Origin of the sequence: Flavobacterium suncheonense GH29-5 = DSM 17707 (assembly GCF_000430025.1) — a bacterium.
Taxonomy (GTDB): domain Bacteria; phylum Bacteroidota; class Bacteroidia; order Flavobacteriales; family Flavobacteriaceae; genus Flavobacterium; species Flavobacterium suncheonense.
The window spans coordinates 191,624-209,361 of record NZ_AUCZ01000008.1 but is presented as its reverse complement, the minus strand read 5'-3'; the positions used below and the strand labels follow the sequence as shown (position 1 = coordinate 209,361).

The 17,738-nt window shown below is 40.7% G+C and carries 18 protein-coding genes; 14 read left to right on the top strand and 4 right to left on the bottom strand.

Translation table 11 applies throughout. From position 1 onward, the window contains the following. Nucleotides 1-94: 94 nt before the first annotated feature. On the bottom strand, nt 95-553 hold the full coding sequence (locus G498_RS0106350) for a 6-pyruvoyl trahydropterin synthase family protein (RefSeq protein ID WP_026980408.1): 459 nt from the start codon (nt 551-553) through the stop codon (nt 95-97). A 78-nt stretch (nt 554-631) separates the two neighbouring features. Here G498_RS0106350 and G498_RS0106345 point away from each other — a divergent pair, with 78 nt between their 5' ends. Beyond that, nucleotides 632-1,255 carry a 2OG-Fe(II) oxygenase gene (locus G498_RS0106345; RefSeq protein WP_026980407.1) on the top strand — a complete coding sequence of 208 codons (624 nt, stop codon included), beginning with the start codon at nt 632-634 and terminating at the stop codon, nt 1,253-1,255. Nucleotides 1,256-1,281: 26 nt separating this feature from the next. Here G498_RS0106345 and G498_RS0106340 read toward each other — a convergent pair whose 3' ends face one another. Together G498_RS0106340 and G498_RS0106335 are read right to left on the bottom strand one after the other, a co-directional pair. Then, entirely contained in the window at nt 1,282-2,046 is a 765-nt protein-coding gene (locus G498_RS0106340) for an enoyl-CoA hydratase/isomerase family protein (RefSeq protein ID WP_026980406.1), read from the bottom strand. 7 nt (nt 2,047-2,053) lie between these two features. Next, nucleotides 2,054-5,509, bottom strand: a complete 3,456-nt coding sequence (locus G498_RS0106335; protein WP_026980405.1) for a T9SS type B sorting domain-containing protein — start codon at nt 5,507-5,509, stop codon at nt 2,054-2,056. 116 nt (nt 5,510-5,625) lie between these two features. Here G498_RS0106335 and G498_RS0106330 point away from each other — a divergent pair, with 116 nt between their 5' ends. After that, on the top strand, nt 5,626-6,219 hold the full coding sequence (locus G498_RS0106330; RefSeq protein ID WP_026980404.1) for a hypothetical protein: 594 nt from the start codon (nt 5,626-5,628) through the stop codon (nt 6,217-6,219). A 14-nt stretch (nt 6,220-6,233) separates the two neighbouring features. On the opposite strand, the gene G498_RS0106325 is transcribed toward G498_RS0106330, so the two are convergent. Further along, a complete protein-coding gene (locus tag G498_RS0106325) occupies nt 6,234-7,493 on the bottom strand; it encodes an NAD(P)/FAD-dependent oxidoreductase (RefSeq protein ID WP_026980403.1) in 1,260 nt (419 codons plus the stop codon). Nucleotides 7,494-7,610: 117 nt separating this feature from the next. Between G498_RS0106325 and G498_RS0106320 the strand changes: the two genes are divergently transcribed. Genes G498_RS0106320 through G498_RS0106265 form a run of 12 tightly spaced genes read left to right on the top strand, consistent with a single transcriptional unit; the run spans nt 7,611 to nt 17,736 of the window. Then, a complete protein-coding gene (locus G498_RS0106320) occupies nt 7,611-9,128 on the top strand; it encodes an HAL/PAL/TAL family ammonia-lyase (protein WP_026980402.1) in 1,518 nt (505 codons plus the stop codon). 27 nt (nt 9,129-9,155) lie between these two features. Then, complete coding sequence (locus G498_RS0106315; protein ID WP_026980401.1) at nt 9,156-10,268, top strand: WG repeat-containing protein; 1,113 nt, start codon at nt 9,156-9,158, stop codon at nt 10,266-10,268. Nucleotides 10,269-10,275: 7 nt separating this feature from the next. Further along, nucleotides 10,276-11,007 carry a 3-oxoacyl-ACP reductase FabG gene (gene fabG, locus G498_RS0106310; RefSeq protein WP_026980400.1) on the top strand — a complete coding sequence of 244 codons (732 nt, stop codon included), beginning with the start codon at nt 10,276-10,278 and terminating at the stop codon, nt 11,005-11,007. A gap of 15 nt (nt 11,008-11,022) precedes the next feature. Beyond that, on the top strand, nt 11,023-12,249 hold the full coding sequence (locus tag G498_RS0106305; protein ID WP_026980399.1) for a beta-ketoacyl-[acyl-carrier-protein] synthase family protein: 1,227 nt from the start codon (nt 11,023-11,025) through the stop codon (nt 12,247-12,249). Nucleotides 12,250-12,251: 2 nt separating this feature from the next. Then, entirely contained in the window at nt 12,252-12,503 is a 252-nt protein-coding gene (locus G498_RS0106300; RefSeq protein ID WP_026980398.1) for an acyl carrier protein, read from the top strand. Between the two features lie 6 nt (nt 12,504-12,509). Then, complete coding sequence (locus G498_RS0106295; protein WP_026980397.1) at nt 12,510-13,391, top strand: LpxL/LpxP family acyltransferase; 882 nt, start codon at nt 12,510-12,512, stop codon at nt 13,389-13,391. Between the two features lie 10 nt (nt 13,392-13,401). Beyond that, the gene (locus tag G498_RS0106290; protein WP_026980396.1) at nt 13,402-14,301 is read left to right on the top strand and encodes an NADPH-dependent FMN reductase family protein; all 900 of its coding nucleotides are present in this window, start codon (nt 13,402-13,404) and stop codon (nt 14,299-14,301) included. A gap of 7 nt (nt 14,302-14,308) precedes the next feature. Then, nucleotides 14,309-15,442, top strand: coding sequence for a beta-ketoacyl-ACP synthase III (locus tag G498_RS0106285; RefSeq protein WP_026980395.1), 1,134 nt, complete (start codon nt 14,309-14,311; stop codon nt 15,440-15,442). Beyond that, nucleotides 15,442-15,879 carry a hypothetical protein gene (locus tag G498_RS0106280; protein ID WP_026980394.1) on the top strand — a complete coding sequence of 146 codons (438 nt, stop codon included), beginning with the start codon at nt 15,442-15,444 and terminating at the stop codon, nt 15,877-15,879. Before G498_RS0106285 ends, G498_RS0106280 begins: the two co-directional genes overlap by 1 nt. Then, entirely contained in the window at nt 15,879-16,337 is a 459-nt protein-coding gene (locus tag G498_RS0106275) for an ABC transporter permease (protein ID WP_026980393.1), read from the top strand. The genes G498_RS0106280 and G498_RS0106275 overlap by 1 nt, the downstream gene beginning before the upstream one ends. Before the next feature lie 9 nt (nt 16,338-16,346). Next, the gene (locus tag G498_RS0106270) at nt 16,347-16,751 is read left to right on the top strand and encodes a hypothetical protein (RefSeq protein ID WP_026980392.1); all 405 of its coding nucleotides are present in this window, start codon (nt 16,347-16,349) and stop codon (nt 16,749-16,751) included. Then, complete coding sequence (locus tag G498_RS0106265; protein ID WP_026980391.1) at nt 16,741-17,736, top strand: BtrH N-terminal domain-containing protein; 996 nt, start codon at nt 16,741-16,743, stop codon at nt 17,734-17,736. The genes G498_RS0106270 and G498_RS0106265 overlap by 11 nt, the downstream gene beginning before the upstream one ends. Nucleotides 17,737-17,738 lie beyond the last annotated feature (2 nt).

Below are 17,738 nucleotides of genomic sequence, written 5' to 3'. Positions count from 1 at the left end.
GAGGAACACGCTAAGAACCGACGTTCGGAATTCTTGATTGTGAAGAAATAATTTTTACGAGCATTATAAAAAACCCGCTATACAGCGGGTTTTTTTATGATTGTTGATTGTCAGACTGGTACCACTCTGCAAAAGAAGTTTCCGTTTCCTGTAACTTTAACGAATGCAGTTGAATGTTTTGCGGCAGTCGGTTTTTAATTTTATCGGCAAAGTCGATAACCATATTTTCACTGGTAGGCTGGTAATCTACCAAGATAACATGGTGTCCGCGGTTTTTCAGTTCCGATGCCAGTTCCAAATGCGGTGTGTTTTGGTTGAAAACGGTAGCATGATCAAAAATATCCACGATTTCTTCCTTTACAATTTTTTTCAAATCCCCGAAGTCAATTACCATACCAAATTTTACGTTGGACGTGTCCGTAATAGGCTTCCCGATTACCGTTACAGACAATTTATAGCTGTGTCCGTGAACGTTTTTGCATTTGCCGTCATAGCCGTATAAAGCATGACCGGTTTCGAAAGTAAATTGTTTTGTGATGCGGATGTTGCTCATCGATATTAAATTAGGGAACAAATTTACTAAATTAAATCATGCCACAACATTTTGTATCTTTGACGATATTTTACAAGTATGAATGATTTTCAGCAGAACCCTTTGTACGAACAGATTATTGAGGATTTGATGCAGCAGCAATTCAGCATAGCGGATAATTTTTTTTCCGCGGCAGAAGTGGTTGCAATCCGAAACAGCCTTTTGGACAAATACGAGGAAAAGAATTTTAAAAAATCGGCCATCGGGAATTTAGCCAACGAGAAAATCATGGGCGAGGTTCGGGGTGATTTTATCCTTTGGCTAGATGAAGCCCGGGCGAATGAGGCCGAAAAAATCTATTTTGACAGAATTAACGATTTTGTTCAATACCTTAACCGTACCTGTTTTTTAGGGATTCAGGACAAAGAATTCCATTACGCGCTGTATCCGGAAGGCACCTTTTACAAACGCCATCTGGACACCTTTCAAAACGACAACCGCAGAAAATTATCAATGGTCTGCTATCTCAACGAAGAAAACTGGCAAGCCGATTTTGGCGGAGAACTAACAATTTACACCAAAGCAGAAGGGAATGAAGTTGCCTTAGACATTCTGCCAAGTCAGGGGCGAATGGTTATTTTTGAAAGTCAGGTGCTGGAACACGAAGTAAAACCTGTTCAACAGCCAAGGTTGAGTATAACCGGCTGGTTGAAGACACGATAAAAAAAAGCAGTGGAAAACTGCTTTTTTTATTTCTTTTTAAACTGATTCAGGGCGTTAACGGTAAAATCAGATAAGACTAATTTTCCGGATATTCCGGCGCGCTCGTATAATAAAGTGTCCCAGTGTTCGGTGCCTTCCCACAATACTTTTTTCATATCAGTTAAGGCTTCGGGGTTGTAGGAGGCTAATTTCGAGGTAAACGTTTCCAGTTCCGAATCGAGTTCGGCAATAGTTTCAAAAGTTTTCGCATACAAACCTTTCTGCTGTGCCCAGGCGGCTGTTTTCCATTCGTGGGCAGCTAATGTCATTTCCGCTAAAGCCGATTTTCCTATTTTTCGGGATACGGCAGGTTCAATCACAAACGGACCAATACCAATAGCCAGTTCCGATAATTTGACAGCACTTTCGCTGGTCGCCAAAGCATAATCGCAAGCGGCTACCAATCCTACGCCACCGCCCACAGCTTTTCCGTGAATCCGGCCGACAATCAGTTTGGAACATTTTCGCATGGCGTTGATAACGTTGGCAAATCCGGAGAAAAATTTAGCGCCTTCTTCCAGATTGGAAACGGCTAATAATTCGTCAAAAGACGCACCGGCACAAAAAGCACCGTCGCCTTCACTTTTTAAAATGATTAAAGAAACGTCGGCGTTATTGCTCAAACGGTTAATCTCATCGGTTAGACGCTGCAATTGCTCACTTGGAAACGAATTGCTGGCCGGATGACCAAAACTTACTGTCGCAATGCGATTGGCAATGGTTGTAGTTAAAGTTCCTTTTGTTGCGGACATGATAATATTATCGTTTTAATGAAAAATGACTTTTGAATTCTTTTACCGAACCACCTTGGGTGTATTCTACTTTAAACCAATAGTCGGTAGCTGGCAGCATATTTCCGTTGAAAGTGCCATCCCATCCTTTACCATAGGGCGAAATTTCTTTTATCAGCTTTCCATAACGGTCAAAAATGTATATTTTGGCTTTAAAGTCTTCCGGCAGGTTGGCAATTTTCCAGGTGTCGTTGTAACCGTCTCCGTTCGGTGTGAAGAAATTAGGATAGGTTACGGTAAAAAACGTATCTGATGGCGTTTTTCCGCATCCGGCAATATCCCGGACCCAAACGATATAGCTGTCGTTAGCCAATCCGCTAAACACAGGCTCTGCCTGCCAATTGACACCTCCGTCAATACTGTATTCGTATTGTCCGAAGCCACCGGTTGCAATCACCTGAATAGTTGATAAACCGCTGGAAAACAAAGGGGTTTCTAAGGTTATAGCAACAGCGGCCGGAGGGGAAGATGTGGTTACATTGACCATATCAACATTGTCGCAAAGAGTATCCGTATTGGTAACCAATACAGTATAAGTTCCCGCCTGATTTACTTCGAATTGGGCGCTCTGGTTGCCGTCGCTATCCACATTTGGATTTACCGGCGTCCATGAATAGCTGTAATTTCCCGGTACTGCAGGAGTAGCATCTATCATCTGAGAAGCAGAACCACTTACCGGGTTTAAACACAAGACAAAATCAGATCCCAAATCGAATACTGGAATGGGGTTTACAACCAATTGAAGGTGGGCTCCCAAGCCTTCACAATCATTGCTGATGTTGCTGTCTACACGTACATAAACAGACTGGGTGTTTTGAGTGATATTGCGATAAGGCTGTGTTAGAGAAATCGCATTTTCTTCTGCTAAGGCATCGGCTTCATTCTCATAATAAGTTACAATCAAATTAGGTTGCTGACCGGCCGGGAATAAATTTTTGATATCCTGTGTAGCGTCATTCAAATTGAAAAAAGCATACCCGTCATTTTCCGGATCGGCAGTGTCTATATAATCATCACAACTCGTCAAAGTCTTACTGAAACTTTGCGGGATTTGGGTTGTAGATACCACCAGATTAAGCGGAATCACCCTGCTGTAACATCCTGAGTTATTGAGAGCTCTCACCCACAAGGTGCGGTTGCCGGAAGTGTAAGCTGTCGGCGTAGTAATCGGCGTGGTATTCGCTAAAGCATTCGCCTGAAATTCGTAATAAGAGAATGTTAAGTTAGGGTCGGTGGAGATTAACAGGTTTGCTTCCGTAAGATTAAAACTTGTGATGGCATCCTGATCGTCATCACATTGCTTTAAGGTAACGGTTGCCGGTACTACCGGAAGCGGGTTAACCACTAAATTAAAGGAAGTTGTTGCGTAGCATCCGGTCAGGTTGTTTTGCAATCGGACATATATGGTACGGTTGCCCGACTGTATACCGGTAATTGCATTGCTTCCGTTCTCTGCATCACTCTGTAGCGTATGGTAAGTAACGGTAATGCCGGTTTGTGCGTTTAAAATTTCATTGGTTTTGGTCGTTAAGTTGAAAAAAAACTCGCCATTTGTATCGTCGCCGTCGGTTGTATCGTCACAAACTATAAAATCACCGATTAGAGTTGTTATAGGCAGCGGATTAACCGTAACACCAACAGTGGCGGAAACACTTTCACAAACATCATTGCTGATTATGGAATAGGTGTAAGTGCCTGCCGGATCTATCGCAGGATCAAAAATATTGCCTCCAGATGCTAATGCCGGAGACCAACTGCCTCCTGTTTGGGCAGTAGGGCCTAATAATGCAAAAAGATCTATAGGTGCTGCATTTTTACAGATTTCAGTATTTGTACTGGTACCGGGATTAAGGGCTTGTTGTACAGATACGGTAACAGAAACATTTACGATCTCGCAAAGCCCTGTGAAATTGTACACGTAGGTGCCGGGCGCATCAAGATTAGGATTGAAAACTCCTGTGCCACTTGCCAAAGGAGGTGTCCATGTTCCGCCCGGATCCGGATTTCCTTCAATTAAATCAAACAAATCGGTATTTCTGTCTGAGCAGACTGCTACGTTTGAGTCTTTAGGTTCAGATCCGAAACCAGAATAGTAGCCGGCAAACCCTACAGCTCCACTGGAGCCAAGCATGCCGACAGCCAATGGACCGGTAGATTCCGCTACTACATTGCCTGTGAATCCGGATATTTTATAAGTACTCCATTGTGGATTTCCGGTCACTATTTGAGGGACTGCGCTAACCGGATTTCCGTTTATGGTTAATGTTGAACCGGTATAAGTAAGCGCAATGATGTCGCTAAGATAAGAAGTGTTTCCAATGGTATTAATGCTTGGAATCAAGTCTACTTTTTTCTGAAAATAACAACTCAAAGGGGGAATGAAATTTAGTCCTGAAGTAGCGTCGTAAGTCGAACCGCCTAATATTTGGTATACGTAAATTGGCCTAGAAGACAGGATGTGCATATTCTTACTGCTAAGACCCTGATACATCGAAGTTGGTATCAGTACATATTCGCCAGCATTAAGGTTCGTGAAAGGGATGGGATTCCCATTAATAAAAACGTCTGTATTGTTTTCTGTAGCAATTATTAACGGCATTTCTACATTGTCACTTCCATTCCCTTTAATAACAATATATTCATTTCCGATTTCTTCAAAAGGAACGATTTGGTCGAAAGTGAAGTCTTGACCGTCTTGAGAAGTAGACATTCCTGCAAAGGCATTCCCGGTGTTTACGGCAATAGGTTTGTCTGAAGTCAGTAAAGCGCCAACAAAACCCGAAAGATTTGCGGGGATGTTAGTATAGCCGGAAACCGTCACTGATTCGCCTTTGTTCAAATGGAACGTTTGAGAATCGTCGGTAATATTGCCGTTTGGAGAAACAAACTCAACATTAGGATCATAATCAGAAAGTACTACAACGGTATTGTCCTCTGTTGCCATAAAACTACTGAAGAAGTTTCTGATGGTGCCATCATAGGACTGCGGTAAGCTCCCAAGCCTGAAAGCAGTTCCGATGCCCTGATAGCCTTTACCAATCAGTATTTCGGCATGATTTTCTGCACGAACTTTAAATGTGGCATAAAATTCTCTGTTAGCTTCAAGTATTAGGCCTTTGTTGTTTTTAACGATGTTTACATCGTTTTGATTGAGAAACATTACTGAAGGCTGACTGTTGCCAATCAGTACTTTAATAGGGTTACCGCTTGATATGGTAAAAGGAGAACCGTTTATCGGAGTTCCGTTGCCAGTTGTGATGCTTACTTGAAAAGGCGTGATTTCTGGTGTTGATAAATAGATGTAATGGTCTAATACCGTTGATTGGCCGTCTCGCGCGTGTATGGGCGGAATCCAATGCTTTTTACTCAACTGGGAGAAAGCATTTGTACAGATCAAGAACAGTAAAATAGAGAACAGTCTCATTATTAAGTTAATTAGTTTTTAGTCAGGACAAAAGTAGCTTAAAAAAGCGATTTGTTTTTTTTCATATTGCTTAAAATGCTATTTTTATCTCAAATTTTAACATTAAACACATAAAAATGAAAAAAACTGCAATGTTTATTTTGTTGCTTTTCTGTGGAATGGCAATGGCTCAGAAAAAGAAGGTTACTTCTGGAGATTTTAAAAACCTGAAAGGGATTTCAGAATACAATTTAGTTTTTGATTATACCAATCTTAAAGTGGATAAATTTGAAACAGAAGAAGAGTTTCTTGCTGACAAAATGAAAAAGAGAGAGGAAAAAGGAACGGATGAGGATTTCAAAAAATCTTGGTTTTCAGATAGAGAAGAGCGATATGAGCCAAAATTTATCGAATCTTTCAACAAGCGATTTGAGGGTGAAGTTAAAGCGGATAAAAAACTTACTTCTGCAAAGTATACAGCAACGGTAAAAACAACTTGGATTTATCCCGGATACAATGTGGGTGTGATGAGACAACCGTCTAAGTTAAATGCAACAATTACGGTTACAGAAAACGGAAATCCTGGGAATGTAGTAATTTCAGTGGATTACGAAAAAGTTTTAGGGAATGGTGCGGCTGGATTTGATTATAATTCCGGATACCGAATTTCAGAAGCGTATGCTAAATTGGCTAAAGAATTTGCCGCTGAAATTAAAAAGGTGAATAAATAAATAAAAAACCCTGATTATTCCGGGTTTTTTATTGCCTGCTCTTTTTCAAGATTTAACAGGTATGCCATATTTTTAATCACGCTGTCGTGTTTTTTAACAAAAGGGTTGTCCTCATTCCAGACATAACCGGCTAAAACCGCACATATTTTTTCTTTAACATCAGGGTTTTCCGGTTGGTGGAAAAACAAAGTTTGTAAGTTTCCGGTATACCATTCTTTTACATACGTGGTAAATACGCCAATACCTCTTTTCATGTATTGCGTGAATTCCTCTTCCCAGTCAATTTTTTCTCCCTGTAGCTGTCTTTGAACTAATTTTGCCGATAACATTCCGGATTCGGTAGCAAACGCAACACCCGATGAGAAAACCGGATCCAAAAATTCTGAGCTGTTTCCGGTAAGGGCAAATCCGTCGCCATACATCTGTTTTACCGAACGGGAATAATTTTCAAGTTTTACCGGTTCGAACAAAAAATCTACACCGCCAAAACGTTTAATATAATACTCGGATAATTGAATGGCATTTTTTAAAGCTTCCGCATTATCTTTATTCGTGGAAAGTGAATTGATGAAATCCGTAGGGCCTACTACACCCAGACTCGTGTTACCGTTTGAGAACGGAATTACCCATAACCAAACCTCTGTTTCTAGAATGTCGAATGAAATCAGCGTTCCTTCTTCGCCTTCCGGACGGTTGATGTCTTTTACATGGGTAAAAATGGAAGAATGTGGGTCTAGTTTTGAAGGGGTGTCCAAATCCAGTAATCTGGGCAGGACACGACCGTAACCGCTGGAATCGATGATGAATTTGGCGTGAATTTCTTTTGTATTCCCATTTTTGTCCTTTACAGTTGTAATAGAGTTGCTACCGTTAAATTTTACGTCAAGGACTTCGCTTTCAAATTCCAGATCAATACCTTTTTGGATTACTTCCTGAGCTAAAGTATTATCAAAGTCGGCACGCGGAACCTGCCAGGTCCAATCCCAGCCTTCCCCGAATTTTTTGCTGAAATCAAAAACACATATTTCTTCACCGCGGATAAAACGGGCGCCCAGTTTTTTTTCAAAGTTCATGGCATCTAATGCAGGAAACAGTCCGGCTTCGTCGAAATGATCCATAACTCTGGGAATCAAACTCTCCCCAACCACCAAACGAGGAAATTTTGTTTTCTCGACTACTTTTACTTTGATATCATTATTGTGAAGGTAAGAGGCTGAAACACAACCGGAAGGGCCTGCTCCAATTACCAAAACATCTACAGATTCCTTTGTCATAATTTTCTTTTTTCTTTTTAAGAATGTATTACCTTTGAGGCTTCAAATGTAAAGACATATTTTTAAAATAGAAATTAAATTACCTACTATTATGCTGTAGGTAAAAACACAAATTTAATGAGCACAATACATGAATTTTTAAGCATAGCGGAATTTACGTCGATAGTTTTTAAAAACACAAAAGTCGAGGTAAGCGATGCCGTTGTAAAACGCGTGGAGGCGAGCTTTAATTTCTTAAAAGAATTTTCAGAAAACAAGGTGATTTACGGTGTTAATACTGGTTTTGGTCCTATGGCGCAGTACCGTATTAAAGATGAAGACCGCCTGCAGCTGCAATATAATTTAATACGAAGCCATTCCTCGGGTACGGGAAAACCGTTAAGTCCTGTTTGTGTAAAATCGGCAATTTTGGCTAGGCTTAACACACTGTCGTTAGGGAATTCTGGTGTACATCCTTCGGTAATTTACCTGATGCAGGAATTTATTAACCGCGACATTACTCCTCTAATTTTCGAACACGGTGGTGTGGGAGCCAGTGGTGATTTGGTGCAATTGGCGCATTTGGCCTTAACCTTAATCGGGGAAGGAGAAGTGTTTTACAAAGGCGAGCGAAGAGCCACCAAAGAAGTTTTTGAATTGGAAGGGCTGCAACCTATTAATGTGGAAATTCGGGAAGGTTTGGCCTTGATGAACGGTACTTCCGTGATGACAGGTATCGGAATCGTAAACGTTTACAATGCGAAAAAGGTGTTGGATTGGGCCATTAAGTTGTCTTGCGCCATCAACGAAATTGTAAAGGCCTACGACGATCATCTTTCGGCGGAATTAAACAATACAAAGCAACATTTCGGACAGCAGGAAGTAGCGAAGCGCATGCGTGAAAATCTTGCAGACAGTACGCTGGTCCGAAAAAGAGAAGACCATTTGTACACGGGAGAAAATACCGAAGAAGTTTTCAAGGAAAAAGTGCAGGAATATTATTCCCTTCGTTGTGTGCCGCAAATTTTAGGACCGGTTCTCGACACGATTCAAAATGTGGCCGAAGTGCTGGAAAATGAAATCAATTCGGCCAACGATAACCCGATTGTCGATGTGGAAAACCAGCATGTGTATCACGGTGGAAACTTCCACGGCGATTACATCTCACTGGAAATGGACAAACTGAAACTCGTTGTCACAAAGTTAACGATGCTAGCAGAGCGCCAGTTAAATTATTTGCTGAATTCCAAACTGAATGAAATTCTTCCTCCTTTTGTGAATTTGGGAACCCTTGGGTTCAATTTTGGAATGCAAGGTGTTCAGTTTACCGCGACTTCTACAACGGCAGAATGTCAGACCCTGTCCAGTTCCATGTACATACATAGTATTCCAAATAATAATGATAATCAGGATATTGTCAGCATGGGAACCAATGCCGCTGTAATCACTGGTAAAGTCATTGAAAATGCTTTTGAGGTATTGGCCATTGAACTGATAACCATAGTTCAGGCGATAGATGCTCTAAATTATAAAAATGACATATCTTCCGTTACACGAAAAATGTACGACGAAGTACGCGAAATCGTTCCGGAATTCAAGCAGGATATGATTATGTATCCGTATGTACAGAAAGTGAAAGAGTATTTAATGATTTAATAAGAATTGCATTTAATTATTTTGAATATGAAAAGAATAGCATTGTTACTAGTGTTGCTTTTTCAGGTTGTATCGGCGCAGGAGCTTGCTTTGGTGCGACAGGAAGGAAAATTTGGGTACATTACCAAAACAGGAAAATTTGCCATTGAACCAAAGTTTAAAGCCGCTAAAAACTTTTCGGAAGAATTAGCCGCTGTTCAGGAAAACGGAAAATGGGGTTTCATTAACCCTAAAGGAGAGTGGACAATTGCGCCTTCCTTTTCGGATGTAAAATACTTCAACAGTGGTATTTGTGTTGTTCAAAAAGATAAACAATGGTTGTACATCAATAAAAAAGGGGAAGTTTTAAAAATGCCGGCTTCTGAAAAGGTATTTGATTTTGAGGATGGTGTAGCATTTATTAAGCAAAATGCCAAAATCGGACTTATCAACACCAAAGGAGAAATTGTGCTAGAGCCAACGTACGAAATCATAAAGTCTTTCGAAGATGGTTTTGCCCGAGTAAAAAACAACGAGAAGTGGGGTATTATCAATAAAGCCGGAAAAGTAATGGTTAATGTGGAATATGATGAAGTAGGGAATTTGTTTAAAAACACAACGTGGGCAAGAAAAGGGGAGCAGTTTGGATTAGTTACCGCCAATACTTTTACAGCAATAGAAGGTGTAACTAAAATTTGGGACTTTCACGAGCAAGACAATACCTACGCCAAAAAAGGGGATAAAATCGGATTTATTGATCTGAAGGGAAAATGGATTATCGAGCCTAAATTTGATAAAGCAAGGGCTTTTACTAAGAATCTGGCTCCGGTTCAGGAAGGGAAAAAGTGGGGTTATGTCAATCTGAAAGGTGACTATGTGGTCCAGCCAACCTATGCCGATGCTGAAGTTTTCAGCCCAGACGGATTAGCACCTGTAAAAGATAAAGAATGGGGCTTTATCGATCTTACCGGAAAATTAGTGATTCCGTGTAATTATCAGATTACAGCCGGCGGATTTGTTTCTTGGTTCCGGAAAAACGACAAGGGATTTATTGACGGATTAGCGCGTGTTAAGTTTGATAAACGTTGGGGTTTTATAAAACCAGACGGAAAAGTTTTGTCTGAAAAATGGTTTGAAAATGCCGAATTATTTCAAAAATAAGCCAATGATGAAATGTGCCTTAGTGACCGGAGGTTCCCGCGGAATCGGGAGTGCTATCTGTCAGAAATTAGCTGAAGATAAAAAATACCATATTTTAATTAATTATCAGGCCAATAAGGAAGCTGCCGAAAGAACTTTGGAAGAAGTGGTTAAAAAAGGAGCAACCGGAGAGATAATTAAATTTAACGTTTCGGATGCTGTAGAAGTGAAAAATGCTTTAACACTTTGGCAGGAAGCTAATCCGGATGCGGTTGTGGAGGTTATTGTAAACAACGCCGGTATTACCCGAGACGGTTTGTTCATGTGGATGAGTCATGACGACTGGAGCAATGTAATCAACACCAGTCTGAACGGTTTTTTCAACGTGACGAATTTCTTCATTCAAAAGATGTTGCGCAACAAATACGGCCGGATTGTTAACATGGTTTCCGTTTCCGGGGTGAAAGGAACGCCGGGACAAACCAATTATTCGGCGGCAAAAGGAGCCGTTGTGGCAGCAACAAAAGCTTTGGCACAGGAAGTTGCCAAGCGTAATATTACGGTAAATGCCGTGGCACCGGGATTTATCCGAACCGATATGACCGGTGATTTAGACGAAAAAGAATTAATAAAAATGATTCCTGTAAACCGTTTCGGAGAGGCGGAAGAAGTAGCTGAATTGGTGGGTTTCTTAGCTTCGCCAAACGCGAGTTATATCACAGGAGAAGTAATCAATATCAACGGAGGAATATATTCATAGCAGCATTTTTGAAGTATGAAAAGAAGAGTCGTGATAACCGGGATGGGAATTTATTCCTGCATTGGCACCTCATTAGAAGAAGTGAAACAATCCCTCTATGAAGGGAAATCAGGAATTGTGTATGATGAAGAACGAAAAGCATTCGGATTTCAGTCTGCGTTAACCGGAATGGTGCCCAAACCCGATTTGAAAAATTTGCTGAGCCGTCGTCAGCGTGTAAGCATTGGAGAAGAAACCGAATACGCTTACATGGCTACGCTGGAAGCTTTGAAAAATGCCAAAATTGACGATGCTTTTTTTGATGAGAATGAAGTAGGGATTTTGTACGGTAACGACAGTGTTTCCAAGGCAATCATAGAAGCTACGGATATAATCCGTGAGAAGAAAGATACGGCTCTTATCGGATCGGGGGCAATTTTCAAATCCATGAATTCTACTGTTACCATGAACCTTTCAACCATTTTCCGTTTGCGGGGAGTGAACATGACCATTAGTGCAGCCTGTGCCAGTGGTTCGCATTCGGTAGGATTAGGATTTCATTTGATTAAAAGCGGATTGCAGGACATTATCATTTGCGGTGGTGCTCAAGAAATCAATAAATATGCGATGGCCAGTTTCGACGGCTTGGGTGTTTTTTCTCCCAAAGAAACTGATCCGGCCAAAGCTTCCCGTCCTTTTGATAGTAACCGCGACGGTTTAGTGCCAAGTGGCGGTGGAGCCACACTTATTCTGGAAAGTTATGAATCTGCGGTTAAACGCGGTGCGCCGATTGTTGCGGAAGTTATCGGTTACGGGTTTTCTTCAAACGGAGGGCATATTTCTACACCAAACGTAGAAGGTCCGGCAACAGCCATGCGTCGTGCATTGGAACAGGCAGGCGTTCAGCCATGTGAGATAGGTTACATTAACGCTCATGCCACTTCAACACCGCTTGGCGATGCCAACGAAGCCAGAGCCATTTTTGAAGTATTTGGCGAAAGCAATCCGTATGTGAGTTCCACCAAGTCGATGACCGGCCACGAATGCTGGATGGCAGGGGCAAGTGAGCTTATTTATTCCACCTTAATGATGCAAAACGATTTTATTGCACCCAATATCAATTTCGAGACCCCGGACGAAGCCTCTCAAAAGTTAAATATTGCCTCAAAAACAGTAAATAAAAAATTTGATATATATTTGTCGAATTCTTTTGGGTTTGGCGGGACAAATTCAGCGGTTGTGGTAAAGAAATTTAAAGAATAAATATGAATAAAGAAGCGATCTTAGAGAAGATTAATGAAATTTTAGTAGACGAATTCGAAGTAGATGCGGAAGTGATTTCTCCTGAGTCAAATTTAAAAGATACCTTAGGTCTTGACAGTCTGGATTATGTGGATTTAGTAGTGTCAATTGAAGCCAATTTTGGCGTAAAATTAGGAGAGGCCGATTTCGTCGGAATCGCGACATTCCAGGATTTCTATAACTTAATTGAAACCAAGATACAGAACAAGAACTAATGCGCTATGAGTCAGTGGGATGGTAAGTCCAAAGGGACTCTTTTAGGGTATAAAATTTTTGTTTTCTGCATACAAAAGCTCGGAATCAAAGCAGCATATTCTGTTTTGATTTTTGTAGCTTTTTATTATTTTCTGTTCGAACGTAAAAGCAACCAGGCAGCTTTTTATTATTTCCGGAACCGATTAGGATATTCCTATTTTAAATCGAAGCTAATGGTATACAAAAGTTACTATACTTTCGGACAGACCCTTATCGATAAAACGGCAATTTCTGCCGGATCACGAGACAAATTTACCTATGAATTCGACGGAGTAGAACTGCTTCATCAGTTATTGGCAGAAAAAAAAGGAGGAGTTTTAATCAGTGCACATGTAGGGAATTTTGAAATCGCCGAACATTTTTTCGGGGAAATCGATTTGAACTGTCAGATTAATTTGGTTACCACAGATAGAGAACATTCGGTTATTAAGGAATACTTGGAGAGTGTCACCCAGAAATCGTTCATCAAATTCATTCTTATCAAAGATGATTTGTCGCATATTTTTGAAATCAACAACGCCTTGTCTAATAACGAATTAATCTGTTTTACCGGCGACCGTTATTTTGAAGGAACGAAGTATATGACAGAAGAATTACTGGGACAACCTGCTCATTTTCCGGCCGGACCGTTTCTGATAGCATCCCGTTTGAAAGTGCCCGTTGTTTTTGTATACGTGATGAAGGAAGCCAACCTGCATTACCATTTGTATGCCCGAATGGCAACTGTAAAACAGCGCGATGCGCAGGGATTGCTGAAAGCCTATACCACCAGTGTGGAGTCTATTCTTCAGAAATACCCGCTGCAATGGTTCAATTATTTTGATTTTTGGAATGTTTTAAAACGGTAACAACCTGGATATGAAAAACGTATTGATACTTTACTACACGCAGTCCGGCCAGTTGAAAGAAATTGTGGAAAATCTGGCCATTCCGTTGCTGTCTGATCCTGAGGTTGCCGTTACATTTTGCGATATCAGTCTGGAGCAACCTTTTCCGTTTCCCTGGGATAAACATTCCTTTTTTGATGCCTTCCCGGAATCATTTTTGCAAATCCCAAGAACAGTGCACGCTCCTTCGGAAGAAGTACTTCAAAAAAAATACGATTTAATTGTTTTAGGTTATCAGGTGTGGTACCTGTCGCCTTCAATTCCCGTAAACTCTTTTCTGAAAAGTGTTTATGCAAAGCAACTGTTCGATACTACGCCTGTGATTACGGTTATTGGCGCCCGTAACATGTGGGTAATGGCTCAGGAAAAAATGAAAGCCATACTAAAAGGACTTAATGCAAAATTAGTCGGAAATATTGCCTTAGTAGACCGACACATCAACCACATAAGTGTAGTTACGATAGTGGAATGGATGTTTACCGGGAAAAAAGAAAAATTCGGTATTTTCCCCAAGCCGGGTGTCTCCGATACCGAAATAAAAGGGGCTTCTAAATTCGGAACCGTTCTTTTACATCATTTGAAAAGCAATTCGTTTGCCGCGTTACAAAATGAATTAGTGTCAAATAATGCCGTGGAAATACGTCCTTTTTTGGTGGAAATGGATAAAAAAGCCAATAAAATGTTTACAAAATGGGCCAGGTTGATTATCGGAAAAAAGGAATCCCGTCCGCAATGGCTGAAGGTTTTTAATATTTATTTATTTGTGGCTATTTGGTTTATATCACCAATTGTCTATATCTTACATCTTTTAAAATACCCGTTTGTTTTTGCTAAAATTAACCGGGAAAAAGCCTACTATAAAGCAGTATAACACTATTATGTTTGAAGTTTTTATAACAAAATCCGGGAAGTATTTACCTAACAAGCCTGTTTCTAACGACGAAATGGAAACTTTTCTGGGTTTAATCAATAATACCGCTTCTAAAGCCAGGAGGATTGTACTCCGCAATAATGGTATTGCTACACGTTATTACGCTTTAGATAAAGAAGGAAATCCAACTCACAATAATGCCGAATTAACCCATTTGGCTATACAAGAACTATACGATGAGAGCTTTTCTCCCAAAGAAGTGGAATTGCTTTCCTGCGGAACCTCTACTCCAGACTGCTTATTGCCGTCTCATGCTGCCATGGTGCACGGTTTAATGAAAAACCAATCCGTAGAACTTAATTCCTCTTCAGGAGTTTGTAATGCAGGCATGAACGCATTGAAATTCGGCTATCTTTCTGTAAAATCCGGAAATACCAAAAATGCTATTTGTACCGGTTCCGAAAGGGTTTCTTCCTGGATGCTGGCCGATAAATTTGAAAATGAAGTCATCAATCTTCAAAAACTGGAAGAACAGCCGATTATCGCTTTTAAGAAAGATTTTTTACGCTGGATGCTTTCCGACGGAGCTGCTGCCTTACTGCTGGAAAACAAACCCAAAGGACAAAATCCGTTAAAAATTGAATGGATGGAAGCGTTTTCGTATGCTCATGAACTCGAAGCTTGTATGTATGCAGGTGGCGATAAAAAGAAAGACGGAAGTATTAAGCCCTGGAGCGATTATAAAACCAGTGAATGGCTTTCAGAATCAGTGTTTTCCATCAAACAGGATGTAAAAATTCTGGATCAGCATATTTTGGTAAAAGGCGCCCTAAGCATGAAGCAGGCATTGGAAAAGAACAAGGTGCAAGTCTCCGAAATCGATTATTTCCTGCCACATGTTTCGTCGTATTATTTTGTTGACGGATTGTATAAAGCTTTAGCCGCGGAAGGAATCGAAGTGCCGATGGAAAAGTGGTTTATGAATCTGAAACGCGTAGGAAATGTGGGTTCCGCCTCTATTTACCTAATGCTGGAAGAATTGATGAATTCCGGAAAATTAAAGAAAGGCGAGAAAATATTATTATCAGTACCCGAAAGCGGAAGATTTTCGTATGTGTACGCATATTTAACAGTTTGCTAATGGAAAACAAAAGATTGCCCATCACTGATGCTGCTTTTGTGGAAACGCTTATTCCGCAGAAATTCCCCTTTGTTATGGTGGATACTTTAAAAGCGTTTTCAGAAAATCAGATTGTGGCCGGACTGACTGTAAAGGATACCAATATTTTTGAGAATCAGGCAGTTTTTCAGGAATCCGGGCTTATTGAACACATGGCGCAGTCGGTAGCCTTGTTTACCGGATACCAGTTTTATCTGAAAAACGAACCGGCACCCACCGGATATATCGGATCTATAAAATCTGTCGAAATACTTGAATTGCCTCAAAAAGGGGATGAAATTGTTACAACCGTAAATGTGTTGCAGGAATTTATGGGGGTAACTTTAGTAGACATTTCGTCAGCAGTCGGAGATAAAGAAATTGCCCGAGGGCAGATGAAAACGGTTTTGGCTTCATAATGGAATCGTTACAAAACATAATCAATATTCATGATTTTCTTCCGCACCGCGCCCCAATGCTGATGGTGGATTATATTCTGGAGCTTAGTGAACATGAAGTAAAGACCCTTTTTGCAATACGGGAGGATAATCTTTTTGTTGACAATACTTTTTTTTCCGAGACCGGTTTAATTGAAAATGCCGCACAAACCTGTTCCTCTATAGTAGGGCAGACTTTTTTTGTGGATGAAAACAAACAAGTAAAAGAAAATGTAGCGGTTATCGGGTTTATCAGTGCAATTAAGAAAGTTTGCATTCATCGTTTGCCGAGAGTGGGGGAAACAATCATGACCGATGCGGTTTTGATTTCCCGCTTTAACGCCGAGAATTACTGCATCTGTACCATAAAATGCGAAACCTATTGTGAAGAACAGCTGCTTTTGGAAGCAGAAATCAATTTATTCATTCAGGAAAAATAAAGAAGGAAGATGAAGAAGGAAGATGTACCCCAGGATAAAAGCAACCTCTGTGCCTTAAACATTAAGGAACTTTGCTATGCTACCGATGAAAACGGCAATTATACTACGGCATTAAGTTCCGGATGGGAACCAAAGACCATTGCTTTGGAAAATTCCATACTGGAAATCAACGAGCGTATCGAACAGGCCAGAAAGGATGTGCAAAATGATTTGGTAAGTCCGATTGTTTATTTTATGGAAGTTCATAAAATGGACTGGATTACCTTAGCTGGTTATGTAGGAATGTGGACCTGGCGGGTAAAACGTCACGGGAAGCCAAAGGTTTTCCGCAAACTTAACGACAAAATACTGGCCAAATATGCCGAAGCATTCGAAATAACAATACAAGAACTCAAAAACTACCATGGAAACTAATTTTGTGCATCACCAGTCTGCTCATTGTGAGAACGGAGTCGCTTCCAATTTGTTGAAGCACCACGGAATAAATATTAGCGAACCCATGGTTTTCGGGATTGGTTCCGGTTTGTTCTTTTTTTATCTGCCGCTTTTGAAGATAAATCATGCTCCGGCCATCAGCTACAGACCCATGCCGGGTTCTATTTTCAATAAAGCCGCCAAAAGATTGGGAATAAAAGTAAAACGAGTGCGTTTTTCAGATCCCAGGTCGGCACAAGAAGCTCTGGAAGCCAACCTGAAAAAAAACATTCCGTCCGGATTACAAGTCGGGGTGTACCATTTAACCTATTTTCCGAACGAGTACCGTTTTCATTTCAATGCGCATAACCTTGTGGTGTACGGAAAAAAAGAAGATCGGTTTTTAATCAGCGATCCCGTAATGGAAACCGTTACCGTTCTTTCCGAGAAAGAACTTGAAAAAGTACGTTTTGCCAAAGGAGCATTGGCGCCAAAAGGACAGATGTACTATCCGATTCACATTCCGTCTCAAATTGATTTTACTACGGCGATTAAAAAAGCAATCAAAGATACCTGTAACAATATGTTAGCCCCCATGCCAATCATTGGAGTTGGGGGGATGCGTTTTTTAGCCGGACATATCCGGAAATGGCCTGCAAAAAAAGGCGTGAAAGTGGCCAATCACTATTTGGCGCAAATGGTTCGGATGCAGGAAGAAATTGGTACCGGAGGCGGTGGTTTTCGTTTTATTTATGCGGCTTTTTTACAGGAAGCAGCGGTTATTCTTCAAAACAATAAGCTGAACGAGCTTTCTGCAGAGATGACCCAAATAGGAGACTTGTGGCGTGATTTTGCCGTTAATGCCGCCCGTGTTTATAAAAACCGAAGCAATAAAACGGATGTGTACAACAGTCTGGCCGATGAGTTACTGCATTTAGCCGATTTGGAAACCGCGTTCTTCAAAAAATTAAAAAAGGCGATTTAGAA

Coding starts and splice junctions, on each gene's coding strand:
- G498_RS0106340 (WP_026980406.1), bottom strand. CDS start 2,046: ATGTCCGCAACAAAAGGAACTTTAACTACAACCATTGCCAATCGCATT.
- G498_RS0106330 (WP_026980404.1), top strand. CDS start 5,626: ATGAAAAAAACTGCAATGTTTATTTTGTTGCTTTTCTGTGGAATGGCA.
- G498_RS0106325 (WP_026980403.1), bottom strand. CDS start 7,493: ATGACAAAGGAATCTGTAGATGTTTTGGTAATTGGAGCAGGCCCTTCC.
- G498_RS0106335 (WP_026980405.1), bottom strand. CDS start 5,509: ATGAGACTGTTCTCTATTTTACTGTTCTTGATCTGTACAAATGCTTTC.
- G498_RS0106350 (WP_026980408.1), bottom strand. CDS start 553: ATGAGCAACATCCGCATCACAAAACAATTTACTTTCGAAACCGGTCAT.
- G498_RS0106295 (WP_026980397.1), top strand. CDS start 12,510: ATGAGTCAGTGGGATGGTAAGTCCAAAGGGACTCTTTTAGGGTATAAA.
- G498_RS0106265 (WP_026980391.1), top strand. CDS start 16,741: ATGGAAACTAATTTTGTGCATCACCAGTCTGCTCATTGTGAGAACGGA.
- G498_RS0106285 (WP_026980395.1), top strand. CDS start 14,309: ATGTTTGAAGTTTTTATAACAAAATCCGGGAAGTATTTACCTAACAAG.
- G498_RS0106290 (WP_026980396.1), top strand. CDS start 13,402: ATGAAAAACGTATTGATACTTTACTACACGCAGTCCGGCCAGTTGAAA.
- G498_RS0106305 (WP_026980399.1), top strand. CDS start 11,023: ATGAAAAGAAGAGTCGTGATAACCGGGATGGGAATTTATTCCTGCATT.
- G498_RS0106300 (WP_026980398.1), top strand. CDS start 12,252: ATGAATAAAGAAGCGATCTTAGAGAAGATTAATGAAATTTTAGTAGAC.
- G498_RS0106270 (WP_026980392.1), top strand. CDS start 16,347: ATGAAGAAGGAAGATGTACCCCAGGATAAAAGCAACCTCTGTGCCTTA.
- G498_RS0106275 (WP_026980393.1), top strand. CDS start 15,879: ATGGAATCGTTACAAAACATAATCAATATTCATGATTTTCTTCCGCAC.
- fabG (WP_026980400.1), top strand. CDS start 10,276: ATGAAATGTGCCTTAGTGACCGGAGGTTCCCGCGGAATCGGGAGTGCT.
- G498_RS0106315 (WP_026980401.1), top strand. CDS start 9,156: ATGAAAAGAATAGCATTGTTACTAGTGTTGCTTTTTCAGGTTGTATCG.
- G498_RS0106280 (WP_026980394.1), top strand. CDS start 15,442: ATGGAAAACAAAAGATTGCCCATCACTGATGCTGCTTTTGTGGAAACG.
- G498_RS0106345 (WP_026980407.1), top strand. CDS start 632: ATGAATGATTTTCAGCAGAACCCTTTGTACGAACAGATTATTGAGGAT.
- G498_RS0106320 (WP_026980402.1), top strand. CDS start 7,611: ATGAGCACAATACATGAATTTTTAAGCATAGCGGAATTTACGTCGATA.